A 22,935-nucleotide genomic window follows, 5' to 3' on the forward strand; every position below is an offset into this window, starting at 1 on the left:
TTATTTATTAGAAAAATTCTTTATTACTTTTGTGCTCATTTACAAAAATAAACTTTGAATATCTCCGAAAAAACATTACAAGATTTAGAATTTTCTACCGTTTTACAACACATCTCTGAATTTTGTATTTCTGGTTTAGGCAAAGAAAGTGTTCGAGAAATTTTACCAATTCAAAACAGAAAATTATTATTTACAGAATTAAATCTGGTAGATGAATATTTAAAATCTTTTGCTAGCGAAAATAGAATACCAAATCATGGTTTTGATAATGTTACAAATGACATACACAGATTAGGCATAGAAAACAGTTTTTTAGAGCCAGAAGCCTATCTAAAAATTGCGAGCATTTCTTTAACTGTTATTGAACATATTAAATTCTTTAAGAAATTTAAAGAGCAATTTCCTACTTTTTATGAAACTACTCAAAAGTTAGAATTTACCACTTTTGTAGATGATGAAGTTAAAAAAATTATAGAAATTAGTGGCATCGTAAAAAACAATGCCTCTTCTGCTCTAAAACAAATCAGGAGAGATATTAATAATGTTCGTGGTAAAATTGGTGCTAGTTTTTCTAGTGCATTAAGCAAAGCCATGTCTGCTGGTTATTTAGACGATATTAAAGAATCTGTTATAGAAAATCAGCGTGTTTTAGCGGTATTGGCAATGCATAGAAGAAAAGTTGCAGGTAGTTTAATGGGCTCTTCTAAATCTGGTAACATTGTTTACATTGCACCACAAGCAACCCTTACCTATTCTAGAGAATATCAAAATTTATTGTATGAAGAAAAACAAGAAATTGTTAGAATTCTTAGAAATTTAGCAGATACTTTACGCCCTGTTTTAGAAATTATTAAAGAGTATTTAGCCTACGTAATTCATGTTGATGTTGTTGGTGCAAAAGCAAAATATGCCAAGGAAATAGATGGTTTATTACCAAAAATAACCAAAGAGAAAAAGATATTTTTTAGAGATGCATATCATCCTATTTTATGGAAAAAAAATAAAGAAAGTAATATAAAAACAATTTCTCAAAGCATAGAGTTAAATGAAAAACAACAAATAATTGTTATTTCTGGGCCAAATGCTGGTGGAAAATCCATTACCCTAAAAACCATTGGTTTGTTGCAAATAATGGTACAAAGTGGGATTTTAATTCCTGTGGAAGAAAAAAGTAGCACCTATATTTTTGATACAATTTTAACCGATATTGGAGACAACCAATCTATAGAAAATCAATTAAGTACGTATAGTTATCGTCTTAAAAATATGCGCTATTTTTTAAGAAAATGTAACGAAAACACGTTGTTTTTAATTGATGAGTTTGGTACAGGATCAGATCCTGAATTGGGTGGTGCTTTAGCAGAGATATTTTTAGAAGATTTTTACAATAAAAAAGCCTTTGGAATTATTACCACACACTACTCTAACCTTAAAGTTTTAGCTGCAGAACTAGAAAATGTAACCAATGCAAATATGCAGTTTGATGAGCGTTCTTTAGAACCTTTATACAAATTATTTGTTGGGCAAGCAGGTAGTTCTTTTACTTTTGAAGTGGCTCAAAAAAACGGAATTCCATATCGTTTAATAAACCAAGCTAAAAAGCGTGTAGAAAACGAAAAAATACGTTTAGATAAAACCATTTCTAAACTACAGAAAGAACGCAATCGTCTTCAGAAAAACTCTGATAATTTAGAAAAACAAAAAACAAAAGGAAAAGAACATTTAGAAAGTTTACAAGAAAAAGAAGAAAAAATACAAGCAAAATTGGCTGGTTTTCAAGAATTATATGATCAAAACCAAAAAATGCTTTCTTTAGGTAGAAAAACTAACGAACTTTTAAACAAGTACTTTCAAACTAATAATAAAAAAGAGTTGAATCAAAAATTCAACAAATGGGTTGCAGATGAAAAAGTAAAATATGCCAAGAAGAACCCAATAAAACTAAAAACAAAATCTCAGAAACAAAAAGCGAAAGTTGTAGAAAAACAATTGCAAAATGTAATTAAAAAAGTAGAAAAAGAGGTTTTAGAAAAGGTTGTTGAAGTGCGTAAAGAAAAGGAAATTAAAGCAGCAACTGTTGCTAAAGAAAAAGCTGCTTACGTTTATAAATTAAACGATAAAGTTAGAATTATAGACTCTAATTCTGTTGGAACTATTGATAAAATAGATCGTAAAAACATTACCATAAATTACGGTATTTTCACCACCAAAACCACAGTTGATAAAATTGAATTGGTACAAAAAGGGAAATAAGTTTTGGTAGTTGGTTAAAATTTATCAAATTTAACATCAATTAACTTATTACTTAAATTATCTTTTCAGTTTTGTAATTTTAAAATTAGAAAAACTAATACTCCAAGTTAATTTCTTTTCTCACAAGATCTAGCGTTTTTATTAAGTTTCTAGAGAAATCAAAAGTCATTACATCGCTTTCTTTTTTACCTTCTCTTAAAAGTTGGTTAAAATGTTCTGCCTCAAAATTATAGCCTATAGTTGTGTAATTAAAATCTATAATTTCTTTTTTATTGTCTTTAAAAATAGTAACCGTTGTAGGTTCATGAAACATTGTATTTATGGTTACAATAGCCTTTTCAAAAGTAAATATAGCTTCTGTTTTTGTGTCTTCTAATAAAGTAGATTTTAAATTTGCTGTTGCATTATTGTAGTTAAAAACCATTGTACACTCAGAATCTGCACCTGTTTCAAAAAAAGTAGCTTTTGCTTCTTTAGAATTTGGCATTCCTAAAGTTGATAATGCTGCAAAAATGGGATAAATACCAATATCTAAAAGAGAACCTCCTCCTACTTCTTTTTTAATCAATCTACTTTCTAAATTATAGGTTGCTTTAAAACCAAAATCTGCAGTTAATTCTTTTAAATCGCCATATTTTTTACTTTTAAAAATATCTAAAACAAACTTGTAATGTGGCAAAAAATACGTCCATAAAGCTTCCATTAAAAGCACATTATTTTCTTTTGCAACAGCAATCATTTCTTCTACCTCTTCCCTGTTCATAGCAAAAGGTTTTTCACATAAAACCGCTTTTTTATGTTTTAAACAAAGCATACTGTGTTCTTTATGAAAACTGTGTGGTGTTGCAATATAAACAGCATCTACATTGGCATCTTTTGCTAAATCTGAATAGGAATTATAGGCTTTTTCTGCATTGTATTTTGTAGCAAAAGCATTGGCATTTTCTTGACTTCTAGAGGCAACTGCAACCAACTTTGCATTTTTAATTGTTGCTAAATCTGTGGCAAATTTATTAGCAATTTTACCACATCCAATAATTCCCCAATTGATAGTTTTCATTTTTTATTATATTAAAAAGAACCTCACAGGTTTTAAAAGCCTGTGAAAGCTGTATTAAAATTTATTTATTTAAAACTTGTTTATTTACATTAAAAAAGCCTAAGCTCAAAAATAAAATTATTAATGTAATTACATGAATTATACTTAAAGAAACATCATTTAAAATATCAAAAGATATTTTAAAAATAGCTACAGCTGTTATTAACAATGTTATTTTACTTTGTATGTTAATTGATTTAAATACGAGCGCTAAAGCGAAAAATAAAACGAGTATGCAACCAATAAAATTCAACCATAAATAACTAATTACAGGTGACAAACCATTTAATTCTGGTACATAAATACCAAAATAAAAGATGGCAAATATTAATAATTGTGTAACTACAGCTGCTATAAAAACGGAATTACCTTTTACTTTTTTAAAGAAAAAAGCCAATAAGAAAATACCCAAAACATTTCCGTAGAAAATAGAACCAATAATATTTACTAGCTGAATTAAATTATCAAACAAATTGGCAACGCAAGCCACAGAAATGGCAATTAAACCCCATAAAAGCGTGAACCATTTAGAGGCTTTTACAAAATGAGCTTCGTTTTTTTCTCCTTTTACATTTCGTTTATACAAATCTATGGCAGTTGTACTTGCCAAAGCATTTAATTCTGATGCTGTTGAAGACATTGCTGCAGATAAAATTACTGCCAACAATAAACCAATTAAACCTCTTGGTAAATTATTTAAAATGAAATGGATAAATACATAATCTTTGTCATTAGACTCTATTTTTTTCAATTCATTTTCTTCATCAATCTTGTCTATAATTTCTTTAGATTGTGCTTTTACTTTTGCATCTTCTGCATTTAAAAGCTGAATCATTTCTTTTTCACTCTTTTGAAAACCATCTGCAAAAATAGCTGTTTTTGTTTTTTCTATTTCCCGATGTCTAAATTCAAGAGCTGCATATGCATTGGCATAATCAGATTTTTTTATGGCTTCATTAGCTCCTGGATTAAAGTTTAACGGAGCAGGATTAAATTGATAAAACACAAAAACCATAACACCAATTAACAAAATAAAAAACTGCATTGGCACTTTTAAAAGTCCATTAAAAATTAAACCCAACTGACTTTCACGAACAGATTTACCAGACAAATAACGTTGCACTTGACTTTGATCTGTCCCAAAATAAGAAAGCATTAAAAAAGTGCCGCCTAAAATACCTGTCCAAACTGTGTATCTATTGCTTAAATCAAAAGAAAAATCTAAAACTTGCATTTTATCATTTGCGCCAGCAATTTCTAATGCATTTGTAAAAGTTATATTTTCTGGAAGTTGGCTCATAATCATAAAAAATGCACTTAACATTCCTATAAAAATGATAACCATTTGCTGTTTTTGTGTTACGTTAACCGCTTTTGTACCGCCAGAAACGGTATAAATAATTACTAAAAAACCTATAATAATATTTAACGTTAATAAATCCCAACCTAAAACTGCACTTAAAATTATAGCTGGTGCAAAAATGGTAATTCCTGCTGCCAAACCTCGCTGAACTAAAAACAAAATTGCAGTTAAACTTCTGGTTTTTAAATCGAATCTTCCTTCTAAAAACTCATAGGCTGTATATACTTTTAGTTTATGATATATGGGAATAAATACTAAACAAATAATAACCATGGCAATTGGCAATCCAAAATAAAATTGCACAAAACCCATACCACTATGAAAGGCTTGTCCTGGTGTAGATAAAAATGTAATTGCACTTGCTTGTGTTGCCATAACAGACAAACCAATTGTCCACCATTTTGTATCATTGCCACCTTTTATAAAATCTGTTACATTGGTATTTTTTCTAGTAACATAAGTACCATAGGCAACAATAAAAATTAAAGTAAGAGAAAGTACTAACCAATCTACAAGGTGTAATTTACTTGCAACATCCATAATTTTAAATTGTAAAATATTTAGTAATAAAATAAAACGCAATTATGTAGACCACATTAGCCACTAAAACTAAAGTGTATTCTTTACTCCAAACGTGTTTTTTTGAACTCATTTCATAAATTTTGAGGAAGATAAAAAAACCCATTTAAATAAATGAGTTTTTAATAAATTTAACAAGAAGTTATACTTTTAAAACATTATGCTATAAAGTTTTTAAAGTCTTTTACCCTTTCTCTACTAACAATAATTTCAGCTTCAGAAAATGATTTTAAAATTAATTTTAAACGAGAATTAGAATACGCAATTATATCTTTAATAGCATTTATATTTACAATAAAAGTTCTGTTTACTCTAAAGTATATTTCTGGATTTAATTGTGCTTCCCATTGCTCTAGTGAGTTGTCTAGTAAAAAGTTTCTGTTTTCTAAAGTATGAATATAGGTAGCTTTGTTTTCGCTATAAAAACACTCAATATCTTCTGTATTAATTATTTTAATGTGTTGGCCAACTTTTATAGAAATTCGTTTTTTGAATTTTCTATCTACAGGATTTATTAATAATTTTCTAATATCGTCTAAATTTACCTGTACATTGGTTTGTTTTGGTTGATGTTCTTTAAACTTATCTACCGCAATTTTCAATTCATCTTCATCTAAAGGTTTTAATAAATAATCTATACTATTTAATTTAAAAGCCTTTAAGGCATACTCATCATAAGCTGTTGTAAAAATTATGGCGGATTTTACTTCCAATTCTTCAAAAATCTCAAAAGATAAACCGTCTGATAATTGAATATCTAAAAAAATTAAATCTGGATGTTCATTATTTTGCAACCAGTTTAAAGATTCTTCTACAGAATGTAACATTTGGGTAACTTCTAAATCTAAAGCAGTTAGCATTCTATTTAACCTTCTTGCTGCTGGTTTTTCGTCTTCTATAATTAATATTTTCATGTTGGGTTTTGGTTTTGGTTGCTGGTTTATGGTTTATGGTTTATGGTTTGTGGTTTTTGGTAGTTTAAAATGTTTTCAATTTTAAAACTAATCCTTGTCCATCATTTCTCTAATCTTTTTCTCTTCCCAATCTTTTCCCAAACCAATAGATTTAAATCCAAAAACCCCCATCCAATGAAAAAAGATACCAATTCCCCAAAATAACCAAGTAGAATATGTACCAAAATTGGTAATTGCTTCTGTAAATGAATCACCACTTTTTATCAACCCAAAAATAATAATACCACTTAAAAATAAATTAACTAAAACATATACAGTAAGGTGAATATAAAAAGCTTTCATTTCTTTAACTCGCTTTTTAGCACGTATATAACTTTGTCCTTTTATAATATCTTGTTCCATTTTTATTGTTTTTTTGTAATTTCTTTAATTTTTTTAATTTCCCATTTTTTTCCAAATCCTAATAAGTCTAGCCCAAAAACACCAAGCCAATTTAAAAATAGTGATAAACATAAGGCCTCAATAGCAAACCCGTAAAAATTAAAATTAGGCACAAACTTTATATTCACAAAAATTACAACAACACAGAAAAACAAAGTAACTATTAAGTGAATATAAAAATCTTTTATCTGCGCTACCTTCTTTTTAATTTGTGTTACATATTGCTCCTTAATAAATGCTGATGGTTCTGTTGCAGCTGATTTAAATAAATTATCCATTTGATTTTGTTCCCATTTTTTAGAAAGCTTTAATTGATCAAACCCAAAAACAACAAACCAATGTATTAGCAAACCTAAAAACCATACAGACAAAGCAAACCAAAACCAATGAAAATTGGGTACTGTTTTTAAATTTACAAAAATTAAAAAAGGTGGTATTATAAAACTTGCTATTATGTGCGTGTAAAATCCTTTTAAATCTGTAATTCTTTGTTGTATTTTATGGCCTTCTTTTTCGTTTATTTCCTTTAGTTCCATAATTACTTTTTGTATGCTATGTTTACATATTCTTTTAATTTTCTTTCTTCCCAATCTTTAGATAAAATTAGGTTGAAACCAAACACATTAAATGCTTTAAAAGCGATAGCGATTCCCCAAAAAAACCAAATTTTATAATTTCCATAATTCAAAAAGGCATCGTTTAAAGTTGCACCTTCATTAAGATCTCCAATTATAAATATAGTAGTTAATACCGTATTTATTAAAAGATAAATTGACAAATGCTTATAAAATTTAGCAATTTTTACTACCCTGTTTTTTGCTAAAATATATTTGTATTCTTGGTTTTGTATCTGCATTATCTTAATCTTTTTTGTTTATTTTCTTCTTCCATCAATTCTCTAATCTTTCTATCTTCCCAATTTTTACCCAAGAATAAGTTGTAATTATTTATTTCTAAAAAGTGAAAAGTTAAACCAATTCCCCATCCAAATAAAGGAAACCAAAACCAGTAAAATCCTGGTGAGAATCGTAAATTAATAAAAATTAAAAAAGGAATTACCAAACAATAAGAAACCAAATTCTGATAAAACTCTTTTAATCTTTCTACTTTTTCTATTGCTTTTGCGTATTTGCTATTTTCTAAATCTTCTGTATACATTATATTGTTCATTTTATAAAGGAGTGGTAAACTCACCTTAAAAGTTTTATTATTATTTTCTATTTTTACAACCCTATCTGTAATTAAGCCATACCTATCTGCAATATTTTGCAAACCAACTTTGGTACTTTTACCAATAGCTTCTTTTGGGTTTATGTTGTTTTCTATGATTAAATGATTTTCTTCTTCGTAAATAGTAATTTGTAATGGTTTAGATGAAGAAACCACATTGTGTTTCACTGCATTTTCTAACAAGAGTTGCAAAGAAAGTGGCACAATTTTAAGATCGTTATTGCTAATACCATCTGGAATATTAAATTTTACAGCATCTTCAAAACGCATTCCTAACAATTCCATATACGTTTTTGCAAACCTTAATTCTTCTTCAATAGGCACTAAATCTTTATTTCTTTGTTCTAAAACATATCGATATACTTTAGATAATTTGGTTGTAAACTTTTCTGCCAAATTGGGGTTTTCGCCAATTAAGCTAGTTAATACATTTAAACTATTAAATAAAAAATGCGGATCTAATTGATTTTTTAAAGATTCAAACTTTGCAGTTTCTGTTTTAGCTACAATTTCTTGTTTTGTAGTTTCTTTAGACATGGCAGCTTTCCAGTTTTTCATAAAACTTCTGGCGTGCAAAAAAGTAGAAACTCCTAAACCTAAAATAATATAAAACAGATGTGCCCAAAAATAATTTCCTTTAAAAAACAGGTTGGGATTGCTACCATTAATAATTACAAATACAACATAATCTATTAAAAGTACTACAGGTATTGTATATAAAATGGCAGTTATAATACCAGCCCAAACTCTAGTATTGGTTTGTGTAATCCAACTCCACTTACTACTTAAATAATTATTAATAAGACCATTACCAAAACCCAAACCAAAAGAATACATGCCAGAAATTGCTAAAGACCATAAAATACCTTCTATTGTTCTTTGCCCAAAGATAATTCCGAAAATAACGCCAAAAATAAGTGTCATTTTTAGACAAAGTATTGCTGCCTCTTTTACATTTCTAATGGTGTATACTTCTTGGGTTTGCATTTTATTATGGTTTTAACTTGTGCTAAATTTAAGTAATTTCTAAAATTTAATTTTTAAATCTACATTTTCTTTTCCAAGGATAAATTTAGAATCTTCAAACGTTGGTGGTGCAAAAGACATATTATTATTAGATGCGCCATAATCTTCTAAAGGAATTCCTCTTGAAGAAAAATCTAGCTTACCATTATTATTTTTATCATGATAACAGATTACGGAATATTCACCAGAATCTAAACCTTTAAAAACAACTTTGGTTTTACCATTATTAATTTCTCCTAAACTACCTTGTATTGGTTTTTTTTTGAAATTATCTTTGGTGTACAAAGCAAACTTTACATTACCTTTATTAGAAGTAATATTTTCTATGGTTACTGTAATTGTTTTGTTTTGCGCCGTTAAGCTATTTGTAATGCTTAATAAAGTTACTACTGCAATTGCTAATAAAATTTTCATGATATTGTTTTTTATGATTAATTATAGTACAAAGATGCAGTACAAGTTCAGTTTTTTAAATTATAGTTTACCCAACTGTATTTTTTTTAGGTTGAATTGTAAATTTGCCTATAATATTTATCAATATAAAGGAGTATTACGTGTGTTTACCATAAATTACAACTCGCTAAATTTTAAATTTTAATCAGCATATTGGTTAAAACCTAAAAAAATTACCATTTAAAAGAAGTAATATTATTAAATTAATAAAAATTACAAAAAAGTATTCATTTTTACGTATCAAACAAAAATTTAATATACTTTTACAAAGTAAAAATAAAGATGAAAGCACAGAACTACATATCGAATACGCTGTTTCCAAATACTGGAATTGCTCCTATTCGCCGCTTTTCTTTTCGTCGCCCTTAGGGTGTGTTATTATTTATGGAATTAGGTGAGTCCAATTCCGCTTCAAAATTACATTTCAAAAACATTCAAAATAAATTTAAAAAACAATACAATGCAAATTGTAATTGCAGATAAATCACATATAATTTACGCAGAAACCATCTGTAAAACTATAGAAGAAGCTTCTAAAGTTAGAGGAACAGGTATTGCTAAACGTAAACCAGAATATATAGCTGCCAAAATGGAAAATGGTAATGCTGTAATTGCTTTAAGTAATGGCAAATTTGCTGGATTTTGTTATATAGAAGCTTGGGGTCATGGCAAGTTTGTAGCCAACTCTGGTTTAATTGTACATCCAGATTTTAGAAATTTAGGATTGGCAAAAAAAATAAAAGAAGTTGTTTTTAAACACTCCAGAACAAAATTTCCAGATGCCAAGGTATTTAGCATTACCACAGGTTTAGCTGTAATGAAGTTAAATAGCGATTTAGGTTACAAACCCGTAACATTTTCTGAACTTACAGACGACCAATCTTTTTGGGATGGTTGCCAAACTTGCAAAAATTTTGATGTTTTAACACGTACAAACAGAAAAATGTGTTTGTGTACAGGAATGTTATACGATCCAAAAGCAAAAGAACAAGATAAAAAAGTAAAAGAAGGCACTTTTAAAAGACTTAAAAATATTAAAGAAGCGTTATTCTTAAAAAAAGATAAAAAATAATTTTTCGCTAAAGCGGATGATAAAATATACCCATAAAAAATGAAAAAATTAGTAATTGCATATAGTGGAGGCTTAGACACTTCTTATTGCGCAGTAAGCTTATCAAAAGAATTTGATGTACATGCAGTAAGTGTAAATACAGGTGGTTTTACAACCGAAGAAATTAAAAATATAGAAAGTAATGCCTACAAAATGGGCGTTACAACATATAAAAACATAGATGCTGTTGCAACTTTTTATAATAAAGTGGTAAAGTATTTAATATTTGGTAATGTTTTAAAAAATGCTACTTACCCACTTTCTGTAAGTGCAGAACGTATTATACAAGCTATAGAAATTATAGAATATGCAAAAAGTATTAATGCAGAATATATAGCTCATGGTAGCACAGGAGCTGGAAATGACCAAGTACGTTTTGATATGATTTTTCAAACTCTAGCGCCTGGTATAAAAATTATTACACCAATTAGAGACCAAAAACTAACAAGACAAGAAGAAATAGATTATTTAAAGTCTGAAGGAATTGATATGCCTTGGGAAAAATCTAAATATTCTGTAAATAAAGGACTTTGGGGTACAAGTGTTGGTGGTGTAGAAACCTTAAAATCTGAAAAACCTTTACCAAACCAAGCTTACCCTTCTCAATTAGAAAAAGAAGGCGAAGAAAAAGTTACTTTAACTTTTAAAAATGGTGAATTTGTTGCCTTAAATGGTATAGAAAATGCACCAGAAGTTAATATAGAAAACCTAAATACAATGGCTTCTAAGTATGCTATTGGTAGAGACATTCATGTTGGTGATACCATTGTTGGTACAAAAGGTAGAGTTGGTTTTGAGGCTGCCGCTGCTTTAATTACCGTAAAAGCACATCATTTATTAGAAAAGCATACACTTACAAAATGGCAACTACAGCATAAAGAATACCTGTCTAGTTTTTATGGAATGCATTTGCATGAAGGCCAATATTTAGATCCTGTAATGCGAGATACAGAAGCTTTTTTACAAAGTTCTCAAAAAATGGTTTCTGGTGATGTAACGGTAACTTTAAAACCATATCATTTTTCTTTAGACGGTATTGTTTCTAAACACGATTTAATGTCTAGTGCTTTTAGTACTTATGGCGAAGAAAATAAAGCATGGACCGCAGATGATGCCAAAGGTTTTATTAAGATTATAGGAAATCAGAACAAAATATATCAACAAGTAAATAAAATTTAAGTTTCACTGTTAAATTGATAAATTTTGTAACTGTACAATTTATCAATAAAACATTTACACAATAAAACAATGAGTTTAGAAGTAGGAATTATTGGTGGTGCTGGTTATACAGCAGGAGAATTAATTAGATTGTTGCTAAATCACCCAGAAACAAATATTAACTTTGTGTACAGCACTTCTAATGCTGGCAATAAATTGTATAAAGTACACCAAGATTTAATTGGTAGTACAGAAATTTCTTTTACCCAAGATATTAATTCTAATGTAGATGTTTTATTTTTGTGTTTAGGTCATGGAAACTCAACTGCTTTTTTAAAAGAAAATAATTTTTCTAAGGCAACAAAAATCATCGATTTAAGTAATGATTTTAGATTGCTTGCAAACAAAAATTTAGATGGTAAAGATTTTGTGTATGGTTTACCAGAATTGGATAAAGAAATTATAAAAACAGCAAATTATATTGCAAATCCGGGTTGTTTTGCAACCGCTTTACAATTGGCAATTTTACCTTTAGCTGCAAATGGTTTATTAAAAGATGATATTCATATAAATGCAGTAACTGGTGCAACAGGCGCAGGAACTTCGTTATCTAAAACCACGCATTTTACGTGGAGAGATAATAATTTTTCGCATTACAAAGCATTCAATCATCAGCATTTGGGAGAAATAAACCAAACCATACAACAATTACAAAGTAGTTGTAAAAGTGAAGTTTTTTTTATGCCAAATCGTGGTAATTTTTCAAGGGGAATTTTTGCTACAGTATATACCACTTTTAACGGAACGCTTGAAGAAGGTATTCAATTGTATAAAAACTATTACAAAAATGCTAAATTTACGTTTGTTTCTGATGAAGCTGTACATATGAAACAAGTAGTTAATACCAATAAATGTATTATTGGTGTAGAAAAACACGGCAATAAATTGTTAATTACAAGTACAATTGATAATTTACTAAAAGGTGCATCTGGACAAGCAATTCAAAACATGAATTTAATGTATGGTTTTGAAGAAACATTAGGTTTAAATTTAAAAGCGAATTATTTTTAAGCCTTGCAAGGGCTTTAAATACTGAACTTGTTTCAGTATCAAATTATAAACAGTTTTAACTTTTGAAACATTCAAAATTTGAAACTTTGAAACTAAAAAAATGAAAATAGCAATTATAGGAACAGGTAATTTAGGAAGCTCAATTGCAAAAGGATTGATAAAAAACGAATCGTTTACTTCTTTATATTTAAGTGATAGAAACACAAAAGCTGTAAAAGAGTTTGCAACTTTAGCCAATGTTTTTTTAACTGATGATAATGAATTGGCCGTAGAAAATTCTGATATTATTCTTTTTGCCTTACAACCTAAACATATTGATGGTGTTTTAAAAAGTGTGCAACCAAAAATTTCTAAAAATCATATTGTAATGTCTGTTGCTGCTGGCGTTGGTATAGATAGAATAGAAAATATTTTAGGAAGCGATAAAAACATAATTAGAATTATGCCAAACACGGCAATTTCTATCCGAAAATCTATGACTTGTATTGCTGCAAATGATACTGGAAAAGATAAAATTACCTTAGCAGAAGATATTTTCAATCAATTGGGAACAACAATGGTAATTTCTGAAGATTTAATGCAAGCTGCTACAGTTATTTGTGGAAGTGGTATTGCTTTTTGGATGCGTTTGATACGTGCAACTACCCAAGCTGCCATTCAACTAGGTTTTGAAGCAGATCAAGCACATGAGTTGGCAGTACAAACTTGTTTTAGTTCTGCGAGTTTGTTAAAGGAATCTGGCAAACACCCAGAGCAAGAAATAGATAGAGTTACCACACCAAGTGGTTGTACCATAGAAGGTTTAAATGAAATGGAACACCAAGGTTTAAGCTCTGCATTAATACAAGGAGTTGTAGCTTCTTTCGAAAAAATAAATCAATTAAAAAAGAATTAATTACAATTTTAACCCATTAGAAATTGTAGTGCACTATAAAATTAACAAGAAAACACCAAAATTATGCCATTATTTGACGTTTATCCACTGTATAATGTAACGCCTGTTAAAGGAAAAGGCATACATGTTTACGACGAAAATAACACTGAATATTTAGATCTTTATGGCGGACATGCCGTAATTTCTATTGGGCACGCACACCCCAATTACGTAAATGCAGTTACAAACCAAGTACATAATTTAGGATTTTATTCTAATGCCGTACAAAATCCGTTACAAAAGCAGTTAGCAGATAAAATAGAAACACTTTCTAATTGTAAAGGTTATGAATTATTTTTATGTAATTCTGGTGCAGAAGCCAATGAAAATGCTTTAAAATTAGCCTCTTTTCAAACAGGTAAAGCGCGTGTTGTTGCTTTTAGCAATGGTTTTCATGGTAGAACTTCTGCAGCTGTTGCTGCAACCGATAATAAAAATATTATAGCCCCAATTAATGCACAACAAGCGGTAACTATTTTACCTTTAAATGATATTGAAGGTGTAAAAAGAGAGTTAGAAAAAGGTGATGTTTGTGCGGTAATAGTAGAGTTTATACAAGGTGTTGGTGGTTTAGACCAAGGTTCTACAAAGTTTTTTGAAGAAGTAGATAAATTATGTAAAGCCAACAATACACTTTTTATTGCAGATGAAGTACAATCTGGTTATGGGCGTTCTGGAAAGTTTTTTGCTTTTCAGCACTATAATGTAACACCAGATATTATTCCTATTGCAAAAGGTATGGGTAATGGCTTTCCAATTGGTGGTATTTTAATTCATCCCAATATAAAATCTAAATATGGTATGTTGGGTACTACTTTTGGTGGAAATCATTTGGCATGTGCAGCTGGTTTAGCGGTATTAAATACCATAGAAGAAGAAAACTTAATGGAAAACACCCAAGAAATGTCTGCTTATTTTATGGAAATAGCAAAAACAATTCCAGCTGTTAAAGAGGTAAAAGGTAAAGGTTTAATGATTGGTTTGGCATTTGATTTTGAAGTTGGGCAATTAAGAAAAGATTTAATTTACAACCATAAAATATTTACAGGAGGCGCAAAAGACAAACACGTTTTAAGAATTTTACCACCATTAAATATAGAAAAAAAACATATAAATCAGTTTTTTGAAGCTTTAAAAAAGGCTTTAGTTGCAATGCAAGAAACCGTTTAAAAATAGAAATAAAAATAATGAATACATTATTGTCCATAGCAAAAAGAAATGCCGTTTTATTAAAAATGGCTAAGCTTTTAGAACAAGAACGTAAAGCGATAATAGCTATTAACAAAGAAGATTTAGAAGCTTATAAAGGTAATGATATTTCTATGTTTGACCGTTTAAAAGTAAACGATGCAAAAGTAGATGAAATGATTGCTTCTGTAACACATTTGGCATCTCAAGAAGACCCTGTTGGTGTAGAGCGTTTTAGTTTTAAACACGATAATGGTATGCAAGTATACAATAAAACGGCTTCTTTTGGTACCGTTTTAATTATTTACGAATCTAGACCAGATGTAACAGTAGAAGCTGCAGGAATTGCTTTTAAATCTGGCAACAAAATACTTTTAAAAGGTGGTAAAGAATCTTTACGCTCTAATTTAAAAATTGTTGCGCTTTGGCACCAAGCACTAAAGGAAGAAAATGCCTCAACTGATTGGGTAGAATATTTACAATTTAATAGAACAGAAACACAAGCATTTTTAGAAAAGCCAACGCAAAAGGTAGACTTAATTGTACCTAGAGGTGGCGAACGTTTAATTGCTTTTGTAAAACAACACGCTACATGTCCTGTTATTATTAGTGGTCGTGGTAATAATTTTGTGTTTGTGCATAAAGATGCAGATACCAACATGGCTTTAGATATTATAATTAATGGAAAGTCTAAAATTTCTGCATGCAATGCTGTAGATAAAGTTTTAATTGATGAAAATTTACCCAATAGAATTGATTTTGTGAATGAATTAATGGCAAAATTAAAAGCTTTAAATATCGAGGTTTTAAAAGCTAAAGATTTTACTTCTGATGAAATTTGGTACGAAGAGTTTTTAGATTATAAAATTTTAATTGGTAAAATTGAATCCACAGAAAACGCGATTGCAAAAATCAATAAATATTCTGGAGGGCACTCCTCTGTTATCATCACTAAAGAGGAAACAGAAGCAAAATTATTTATGGAAAACATAGATACAGCTGCTGTTTATCATAATGCTTCTACACGTTTTACAGATGGTGGGCAGTTAGGTTTAGGTGGCGAGCTTGCCATAAGTACAGATAAATTACACCAACGTGGACCAATTGGTTTACAGCATTTAGTTACCAACAAATGGTACATTCATGGAGAAGGCCAAGTTAGAGATTAGTAGTTGGTTGTTAAGATAAAAAGTTTAAAATTTATTAGTTATAAATACATATTTTGCAAAAAAAGAAACGCATACTATTAAAAATTGGTTCTAATACTTTAACCAAAGAAACCAATAATATCTCTAGAGGTAAAATAGAAGATATTGCAAATCAAATTGCAAAATTAAAGGATACTTGTGAGTTTATTTTGGTAAGTTCTGGTGCTATTGCTGTAGCAAAACAATTTGTTAAATTAGAAAGCAAACAAGAAGATGTTTTTGTAAAACAAGCTTTAGCCTCCATTGGTCAGCCACATTTAATTAGAATTTATCAAGAAATTTTTAGAGAATATGGCTTGTTGAGTTCTCAATGCCTGCTCTCCTACTCAGACTTTGAAAAACAAGAAAGCAAAACCAATATTGTAAATACAATTAACGTATTGGTACAAAACAATTACATTCCTATCATTAATGAAAATGATACAGTAGCTACAGATGAAATTCAGTTTGGTGATAATGATAAATTGGCAGCCTTAACAGCATCTTTATTAGAAGTAGATTTGTTAATTATTGCCACCAATACCAATGGAATTTACACCAAAGAATCTATAAAAAATAAAGTACCAAAAACTATAGAAATTGTAGATAATTTTAAAAGTCTTAAAGCAGAAGTTGTAGATTCTAAATCGTCTCATGGAAGTGGTGGTATGCAATCTAAAATTGAAGCTGCACAAGTGGCTACAAAAACAAATATAGAAACTTGGATTGTTAACGGACTAGAAGATAATTTTATTACGAATGCTTTTAACAAAAAAGTGCCATTTACTAAAATAAATGTACAAAAAGGGTAAATATATAAGACGTTAAAATCTCTTTTTCAAAAATAAAAAAATGAAAAATTACACATCAATAAACGATATAGACAATATTAATGCTTGGATTGAAGAAGCGAAAGAAATCAAACAAGAACCGCTAAAAAACAAAGAATTAGGTAAAAATAAAACAATTGGTTTACTTTTTTTTAATTCTAGTTTACGTACCCGTTTGAGCACTCAAAAAGCCGCTTTAAATTTAGGTTTAGACCCTATTGTTATGAATGTTTCTGGTGATGCTTGGGGAATTGAATTTGGAGATGGCACTATAATGAATGGAAATACTGCAGAACATATTAAAGAAGCCGCCCAAGTAGTTTCTCAATATTGTAATATTATTGCAGTAAGAGCTTTTCCTACATTAACAGACAAAGAAAAAGATGAATCTGAACAGGTTTTAACCGCTTTTACAAAACACGCTTCTGTACCAATTGTAAGTATGGAAAGTGCAACAGGGCATCCTTTACAAGGCTTAACAGATGCTATTACCATTTCAGAAAATAGCACCAAAAAGAAACCAAAAGTGGTACTAAGTTGGGCACCACATATAAAAGCATTGCCACATGCTGTTGCCAATAGTTTTACACAAGCAATGCAAAAAATGGATGTAGAATTTGTAATTGCAAACCCTAAAGGTTACAATTTAAATCCTGAAATCACAAAAAATACACCTATTTATCACAATCAAGAGGAAGCTTTTAAAGATGCCGATTTTGTGTATACCAAAAATTGGAGTTCTTATGAAACTTACGGAGAAAATTTAGGCGGAAATGAAGATTGGCTGATTACTAAAGACAAAATTGGTGCAGCAAAATTTATGCACTGTCTACCAGTAAGAAGAAATGTTGTGGTAGAAGATGCCGTTTTAGATTCTGAAAATTCTTTGGTTATAGAACAAGCAAATAATAGAACTTTTGCAGCACAATTAGTATTAAAAAAAATACTTATGCAAGAGGCTTAAACCTCTTGTTAATCCACTTGTTTAAAATGAAATCATGGAAAAACTATCAATTATAAAAATTGGCGGAAATATTATAGAAGATGAAACTTCACTAAACGCATTTTTAAAACTATTTTCTGATATAAAAGGTCATAAAATTTTGGTTCATGGAGGTGGAAAACGTGCCACTCATATTGCTTCAAAATTAGGAATTGAATCTAAAATGGTAAATGGTAGAAGAATTACAGATGCAGAAACGCTAAAAGTAATTACCATGGTTTATGGCGGTTTGGTAAACAAAAATGTTGTTGCAAAACTACAAGCTTTACAAACAGATGCAATTGGCTTAACTGGTGCAGATATCAATAGCATAAAATCAGAAAAAAGACCTGTTAAAGAAATTGATTTTGGTTTTGTTGGTGATGTTAAAACTGTAGCATCTAATTCTATAGATAAATTAATTAAAGCTGATTTTACACCCGTTTTTTGTGCCATTACACATGATGGAAACGGACAGTTATTAAACACAAATGCAGATACAATTGCAAGTACAATTGCAGTTGGTATGAGTAAACTTTATGATGTTTCTATTTATTATTGTTTTGAATTTAATGGTGTTTTACAAGATTTTAATGATAAAAACTCTGTTGTAAAACATATAAATACAGCTACTTACAAAGAATTATTAGCACAAAAAATAATTACAGACGGCATGATACCTAAAATAGACAATTGTTTTGATGCCTTAAATAATGGAGTGCAAAAAGTACACATTGGAAATGCCGCTATGTTTACAAAAGAAAACGATAATTTTACTACAATTACCTTATAAATGAGTTTAGCAAAATTAACAGAAAATGCAATTAAACTTTTAAAAAATTTAATTGAAACGCAATCATTCTCATCAGAAGAAGAAAACACCGCTTTATTAATTGAAGCTTGGTTTACAACGTATAAAATTCCATTCCAAAGAACAAAAAATAATATTTGGGCAACTAACAAATATTTTGATGAAAATAAACCAACATTATTATTAAATTCTCATCACGATACTGTAAAACCAAATTCTGCTTATACCAATAACCCTTTTGAAGCTTTTGTAAAAGATGGTAAATTATATGGTTTAGGTAGTAATGATGCTGGTGGTTGTTTGGTTTCATTAATGGCAACTTTTACACATTTTTACGCATTAGAAAACTTAAAATATAATTTAGTAATTGTGGCTTCTGCAGAAGAAGAAAGTTCTGGACCAAATGGTTTAAACTCTATGTTGGCTATTATTCCTAAAATAGATGTTGCCATTGTTGGTGAGCCTACTTTAATGAATTTAGCAGTTGCAGAAAAAGGTTTAGTAGTTTTTGATGCAGTTATAGAAGGTACACCAAGCCATGCTGCACACCCAAATAACAACAACGCTATTTACAATACTATAAATGTTTTACAATGGTTTAAAGATTTTAAATTTAACAAATCTTCTAAGGCTTTAGGTGATGTAAAAATGACAGTAACACAAATAAACGCAGGCACACAACACAACGTTGTTCCTGCGCATGTAGATTTGGTAATTGATGTTCGTGTAAATGATGCTTATTCTAATCAAGAAATTGCAGCTATTTTACAAAAGGAATCGCCATGTACTAAAATAACACCAAGAAGTTTACGATTAAATTCGTCATCTATAAATACCAATCATGATTTGGTAAAAGCAGGAATTGCAATGGGAAGAAGCACTTATGGCTCACCTACCTTATCTGACCAGGCATGTTTAACTTGCCAGTCTTTAAAATTAGGCCCTGGAGATAGTACAAGATCTCACTCTGCAGATGAGTTCATTTATCTTGCTGAAATTGAAGAAGGCATTGAAATTTATGTAGAATTGTTGAATAGAGTTATTGTATAAAAAGATTAAAGAAAAGAGAGAAAAGAGAGAAAAGAACAAAGACAAATAAAATGAATTAAGACAGGTAAGTTTTGTCTTTTTTCTAAAAGTGAAACGGTCTTTTTTCTTGATTCTAAATTTTAAAAATTAAAATTTAAAAATATGAAACTTTGGGATAAAGGATTTTCAATAGACCAACAAATAGAAAATTTCACAGTGGGTAATGATAGAGAAATTGACATACATATTGCAAAATATGACGTACAAGCTTCTTTAGCGCACGCAATTATGCTAGAATCTATTGGTATTATAAATGCTGATGAATTAACTGACTTAAAAAGAGGTTTACAAGAATTAGCCACAGATATAGAAAACGGAACATTTGTAATTGAACCTTCTTTTGAAGATGTTCATTCTAAAATTGAATGGGAATTGACGAACAAACTTGGCGAAGTTGGTAAAAAAATTCATACTGCTCGTTCTAGAAACGACCAAGTTTTAGTGGCTTTACAATTGTATTACAAAGAAAATTTAGAGGTTATTAATAAAAAAACAAAAACACTTTTTGATACCTTATTAAACCTTGCAGAAACTCATAAAGCTAGTTTATTACCTGGCTACACACATTTACAAGTGGCAATGCCATCTTCTTTTGGCTTGTGGTTTTCTGCGTATGCAGAATTGTTAATTGATGATGTTTACGTTTTAAATGCAGTTTCTAAAGTAGTAGATCAAAATCCTTTAGGCTCTGCTGCAGGTTATGGTAGCTCCTTCCCTATTGATAGAGAATTAACTACCAAAGAATTAAATTTTGCTACCTTAAAATATAACGTTGTTGCTGCACAGTTAAGTAGAGGAAAAAGTGAACGTTCTATAGCATCTGCCTTAGGCGGTTTGTGCAATACAATGGCTCGTTTTGCAATGGATGTTTGCTTGTATATGAGTCAGAATTTTGGCTTTATTACCTTTCCAGATGAATTAACTACAGGAAGTAGTATTATGCCACACAAAAAAAATCCAGATGTATTTGAGTTAATTCGTGGAAAATGTAATAAAATCCAAGCTTTACACAGTGAAATGTTATTAATTACCAATAACTTACCAACAGGTTATCATAGAGATTTTCAATTGTTAAAAGAAAATATAATTGCTGCTTTTGAAGATGTAAAAGATATTTTAGATATTTTTAATTATTCTATACAACAAGTAATTGTTAAAGATATTGATTTGAATGATGAAAAATACCAATATTTATTTACTGTAGATTCTATTAATAACCTAGTTGTAGAAGGCATGTCTTTTAGAGAAGCCTATCAAAAAATTGGTGGTCAAGTGCAAAAAGGTACTTACAAACCAGATTTAGGTAAAGAACACACCCATTTAGGTAGTATTCATAATTTAGGACTAGATAAAATTAGAGATAAATATCCTTCTTAAAAACAGAAAACCCTTTAGATTTATAAAAAGCTAAAGGGTTTTTTATGTTTTAATTTATCGCATAAATCCATTAAAAAACTCTTTTAAAGAGTACTTTCATAAACTTAAAGCTTGGCATAGTAGCCATAATTTTTAAGTCTTCTAAAAAAGTAGTTTCATTATCTAAAAACTTTAGTATTTGTTGTGTTTTATTTTTTTGAAATAATCTCGCAAACAAATTGGCTCCTAAATGATTTTCATTGGCTAAAACATCTAGAAATAACAAATCGTAAAACCAAAACTTGTTTTTTTTATGGAATTTAGAAAGCGGTTTTTCAGTTTTTAAAAAAGCCACTAACTTTTGTGTATTTTTTGTAGTATTTTTAAACGTAAAACCTGTACTTGCCTTAGACCAACCACCTGCTGTACCAATATGTATAATGTTTTTAGAATTACTTTTCCAAAATTTAAAGGAGGTCATTGGTATAATACCATCTTCTTTCTCAATTATTTTATATTTCGTAATGCCTTTTTCCTTTAAATAATTTTGTATCGCTTTTTCATAGGTTTCATACGCTAATAATTCTTCAGAAAATAAGGTATATTCAAAAAGCGCAACCTTTTTACTTATTGGCAAAATATACATAAAACGAGTGTTTCCTTTTTGAGGAATTTTAAAATCCATAAAAGTAGCAACACTATCATCAAAAATAGCTTCTTCTACTTCTATAAACCAACCTACAAAATGCTGATTTAAAACCGGGTATTTTGTTTGTTTTAAATAGCTTTTTTCAAAAACAATACTGTTTAGAAGATACTTTGTTTGAAAGTTTTCTTTGTTGGTAACAATATTTGCAAAATCCTCTTTCTGTTCTATGGATTTTACGGTTACAGGTGTAAAGTGAAAATTCTTTTTAGCTGCTATAAAATTCCAAATTTTATCGTAAAAACTACTACTTCTTATCATTTTATATTGATAAGGTTTTAGATTTTCTTTAGTTGAATAAAGTTCACTCTCAAAAATTATTTCTTTCCATAAAGTATGTAAAATAGTATCCCATTCACCAACTCCGTTTTCCCAATAGCACCAAGTTCTATCATTCTGAGTTTTCCTTTCTTTATCTAAAATTAAAATACTTTTATTATCAAAAAAAGCATCATTAGCCATTCTATAAGCCATCATAAGACCAGCAGCGCCTGCACCCAATATTATGTAATCATAGTTTTTCATTAGAAAAATAAAAAAGTTGAGAAAAATAAAGTAATGGCAATAAGTATTTGAATAGAAACTGTTTTATTGGACTTGATTTGAAAACGATTGTAAAAAAAATGAGCAATAGCTGCAATTACAAACCAGGCGATATAATTTTTTAGAGGTACTACTCCATTTTCAAATTCCCAGAAATCAAAACGAGGCGCAGTTACTTCAATAATTAAATCGAGTAACATCATTAACAAACCTCCCAATAAAAATTTTAGAATTGTATTTTTTGATATTTTTTGGGCTAAATCTGATGTAATTACCGTTAAAACTCCCCAATTAATACAAATCATAATTGGAACACCACCTATTTTATATCCTAAATTTTCTCCATATTCATAGGTACCAAAAAACAAACTGTAGTTTACACCAAGAAATTCTACTAAAAAACCAATAAAAAATGGAATTGAAAATGCAATAAAAAAACGAAGATTTATTTTTTCTAAATTCCATAAGATAAATACCAAATTCAGCATTAAATTTAATGGTGTTAAACTTAAAAACCAATCTGATTTAGATGATAAAATACCCAAAATACCAGAAACATTAAACAACCAAATGGTAAAAATAGAAATGTAAACTTTATATTTTGAAATCAT

The 22,935-nt window shown here is 29.2% G+C and carries 22 protein-coding genes; 12 read left to right on the forward strand and 10 right to left on the reverse strand.

Annotated features, from left to right (window positions below):
• The first annotated feature begins 54 nt into the window (after positions 1-54).
• Positions 55-2,253, forward strand: a complete 2,199-nt coding sequence (locus Q0762_RS05320; RefSeq protein WP_298764487.1) for a DNA mismatch repair protein MutS — start codon at positions 55-57, stop codon at positions 2,251-2,253.
• Positions 2,254-2,347: 94 nt separating this feature from the next.
• Here the strand turns inward: Q0762_RS05320 and Q0762_RS05325 are convergent, their stop codons facing one another.
• The 8 genes from Q0762_RS05325 to Q0762_RS05360 form a co-directional block, all read right to left on the reverse strand.
• Positions 2,348-3,313 (reverse strand): Gfo/Idh/MocA family oxidoreductase, encoded by a 966-nt coding sequence (locus Q0762_RS05325; RefSeq protein ID WP_298764490.1) that lies wholly within the window; start codon positions 3,311-3,313, stop codon positions 2,348-2,350.
• Between the two features lie 61 nt (positions 3,314-3,374).
• Positions 3,375-5,255, reverse strand: coding sequence for a sodium:solute symporter (locus tag Q0762_RS05330; protein WP_298764492.1), 1,881 nt, complete (start codon positions 5,253-5,255; stop codon positions 3,375-3,377).
• A 197-nt stretch (positions 5,256-5,452) separates the two neighbouring features.
• Entirely contained in the window at positions 5,453-6,208 is a 756-nt protein-coding gene (locus Q0762_RS05335; RefSeq protein ID WP_298764495.1) for a LytTR family DNA-binding domain-containing protein, read from the reverse strand.
• Positions 6,209-6,295: 87 nt separating this feature from the next.
• A complete protein-coding gene (locus Q0762_RS05340) occupies positions 6,296-6,610 on the reverse strand; it encodes a 2TM domain-containing protein (protein ID WP_298764498.1) in 315 nt (104 codons plus the stop codon).
• 2 nt (positions 6,611-6,612) lie between these two features.
• A complete protein-coding gene (locus Q0762_RS05345; protein ID WP_298764501.1) occupies positions 6,613-7,185 on the reverse strand; it encodes a 2TM domain-containing protein in 573 nt (190 codons plus the stop codon).
• Positions 7,186-7,187: 2 nt separating this feature from the next.
• The gene (locus tag Q0762_RS05350) at positions 7,188-7,505 is read right to left on the reverse strand and encodes a 2TM domain-containing protein (RefSeq protein ID WP_298764503.1); all 318 of its coding nucleotides are present in this window, start codon (positions 7,503-7,505) and stop codon (positions 7,188-7,190) included.
• Positions 7,505-8,866 carry a 2TM domain-containing protein gene (locus Q0762_RS05355; protein WP_298764505.1) on the reverse strand — a complete coding sequence of 454 codons (1,362 nt, stop codon included), beginning with the start codon at positions 8,864-8,866 and terminating at the stop codon, positions 7,505-7,507. Before Q0762_RS05355 ends, Q0762_RS05350 begins: the two co-directional genes overlap by 1 nt.
• A gap of 39 nt (positions 8,867-8,905) precedes the next feature.
• Positions 8,906-9,319 (reverse strand): DUF2141 domain-containing protein, encoded by a 414-nt coding sequence (locus tag Q0762_RS05360; protein ID WP_298764508.1) that lies wholly within the window; start codon positions 9,317-9,319, stop codon positions 8,906-8,908.
• A 499-nt stretch (positions 9,320-9,818) separates the two neighbouring features.
• Between Q0762_RS05360 and Q0762_RS05365 the strand changes: the two genes are divergently transcribed.
• The 11 genes from Q0762_RS05365 (at position 9,819) to argH (ending at position 21,096) form a co-directional block, all read left to right on the forward strand.
• Positions 9,819-10,430 (forward strand): GNAT family N-acetyltransferase, encoded by a 612-nt coding sequence (locus Q0762_RS05365; protein WP_298764510.1) that lies wholly within the window; start codon positions 9,819-9,821, stop codon positions 10,428-10,430.
• Between the two features lie 39 nt (positions 10,431-10,469).
• Positions 10,470-11,648 carry an argininosuccinate synthase domain-containing protein gene (locus Q0762_RS05370; protein WP_298764514.1) on the forward strand — a complete coding sequence of 393 codons (1,179 nt, stop codon included), beginning with the start codon at positions 10,470-10,472 and terminating at the stop codon, positions 11,646-11,648.
• Positions 11,649-11,717: 69 nt separating this feature from the next.
• Positions 11,718-12,698 (forward strand): N-acetyl-gamma-glutamyl-phosphate reductase, encoded by a 981-nt coding sequence (gene argC / locus Q0762_RS05375; protein WP_298764517.1) that lies wholly within the window; start codon positions 11,718-11,720, stop codon positions 12,696-12,698.
• 100 nt (positions 12,699-12,798) lie between these two features.
• On the forward strand, positions 12,799-13,593 hold the full coding sequence (gene proC, locus Q0762_RS05380) for a pyrroline-5-carboxylate reductase (protein WP_298764520.1): 795 nt from the start codon (positions 12,799-12,801) through the stop codon (positions 13,591-13,593).
• A 63-nt stretch (positions 13,594-13,656) separates the two neighbouring features.
• Positions 13,657-14,802 (forward strand): aminotransferase class III-fold pyridoxal phosphate-dependent enzyme, encoded by a 1,146-nt coding sequence (locus tag Q0762_RS05385; protein WP_298764523.1) that lies wholly within the window; start codon positions 13,657-13,659, stop codon positions 14,800-14,802.
• Positions 14,803-14,819: 17 nt separating this feature from the next.
• A complete protein-coding gene (locus Q0762_RS05390; protein ID WP_298764526.1) occupies positions 14,820-15,989 on the forward strand; it encodes a glutamate-5-semialdehyde dehydrogenase in 1,170 nt (389 codons plus the stop codon).
• A gap of 53 nt (positions 15,990-16,042) precedes the next feature.
• A complete protein-coding gene (proB, locus tag Q0762_RS05395; RefSeq protein WP_298764529.1) occupies positions 16,043-16,819 on the forward strand; it encodes a glutamate 5-kinase in 777 nt (258 codons plus the stop codon).
• A gap of 40 nt (positions 16,820-16,859) precedes the next feature.
• A complete protein-coding gene (locus tag Q0762_RS05400) occupies positions 16,860-17,801 on the forward strand; it encodes an acetylornithine carbamoyltransferase (protein WP_298764532.1) in 942 nt (313 codons plus the stop codon).
• Positions 17,802-17,835: 34 nt separating this feature from the next.
• Entirely contained in the window at positions 17,836-18,612 is a 777-nt protein-coding gene (argB, locus tag Q0762_RS05405) for an acetylglutamate kinase (protein WP_298764534.1), read from the forward strand.
• Complete coding sequence (locus Q0762_RS05410; protein WP_298764537.1) at positions 18,613-19,680, forward strand: M20 family metallo-hydrolase; 1,068 nt, start codon at positions 18,613-18,615, stop codon at positions 19,678-19,680. It begins immediately after the preceding gene.
• 141 nt (positions 19,681-19,821) lie between these two features.
• Positions 19,822-21,096, forward strand: a complete 1,275-nt coding sequence (gene argH / locus Q0762_RS05415; RefSeq protein ID WP_298764540.1) for an argininosuccinate lyase — start codon at positions 19,822-19,824, stop codon at positions 21,094-21,096.
• A 70-nt stretch (positions 21,097-21,166) separates the two neighbouring features.
• Here argH and Q0762_RS05420 read toward each other — a convergent pair whose 3' ends face one another.
• Together Q0762_RS05420 and Q0762_RS05425 are read right to left on the reverse strand one after the other, a co-directional pair.
• Positions 21,167-22,306, reverse strand: coding sequence for a lycopene cyclase family protein (locus tag Q0762_RS05420; protein ID WP_298764543.1), 1,140 nt, complete (start codon positions 22,304-22,306; stop codon positions 21,167-21,169).
• A complete protein-coding gene (locus Q0762_RS05425) occupies positions 22,306-22,935 on the reverse strand; it encodes a carotenoid biosynthesis protein (RefSeq protein ID WP_298764546.1) in 630 nt (209 codons plus the stop codon). The genes Q0762_RS05420 and Q0762_RS05425 overlap by 1 nt, the downstream gene beginning before the upstream one ends.

It is taken from the genome of uncultured Polaribacter sp. (assembly GCF_947495205.1).
Classification (GTDB): Bacteria; Bacteroidota; Bacteroidia; order Flavobacteriales; family Flavobacteriaceae; genus Polaribacter.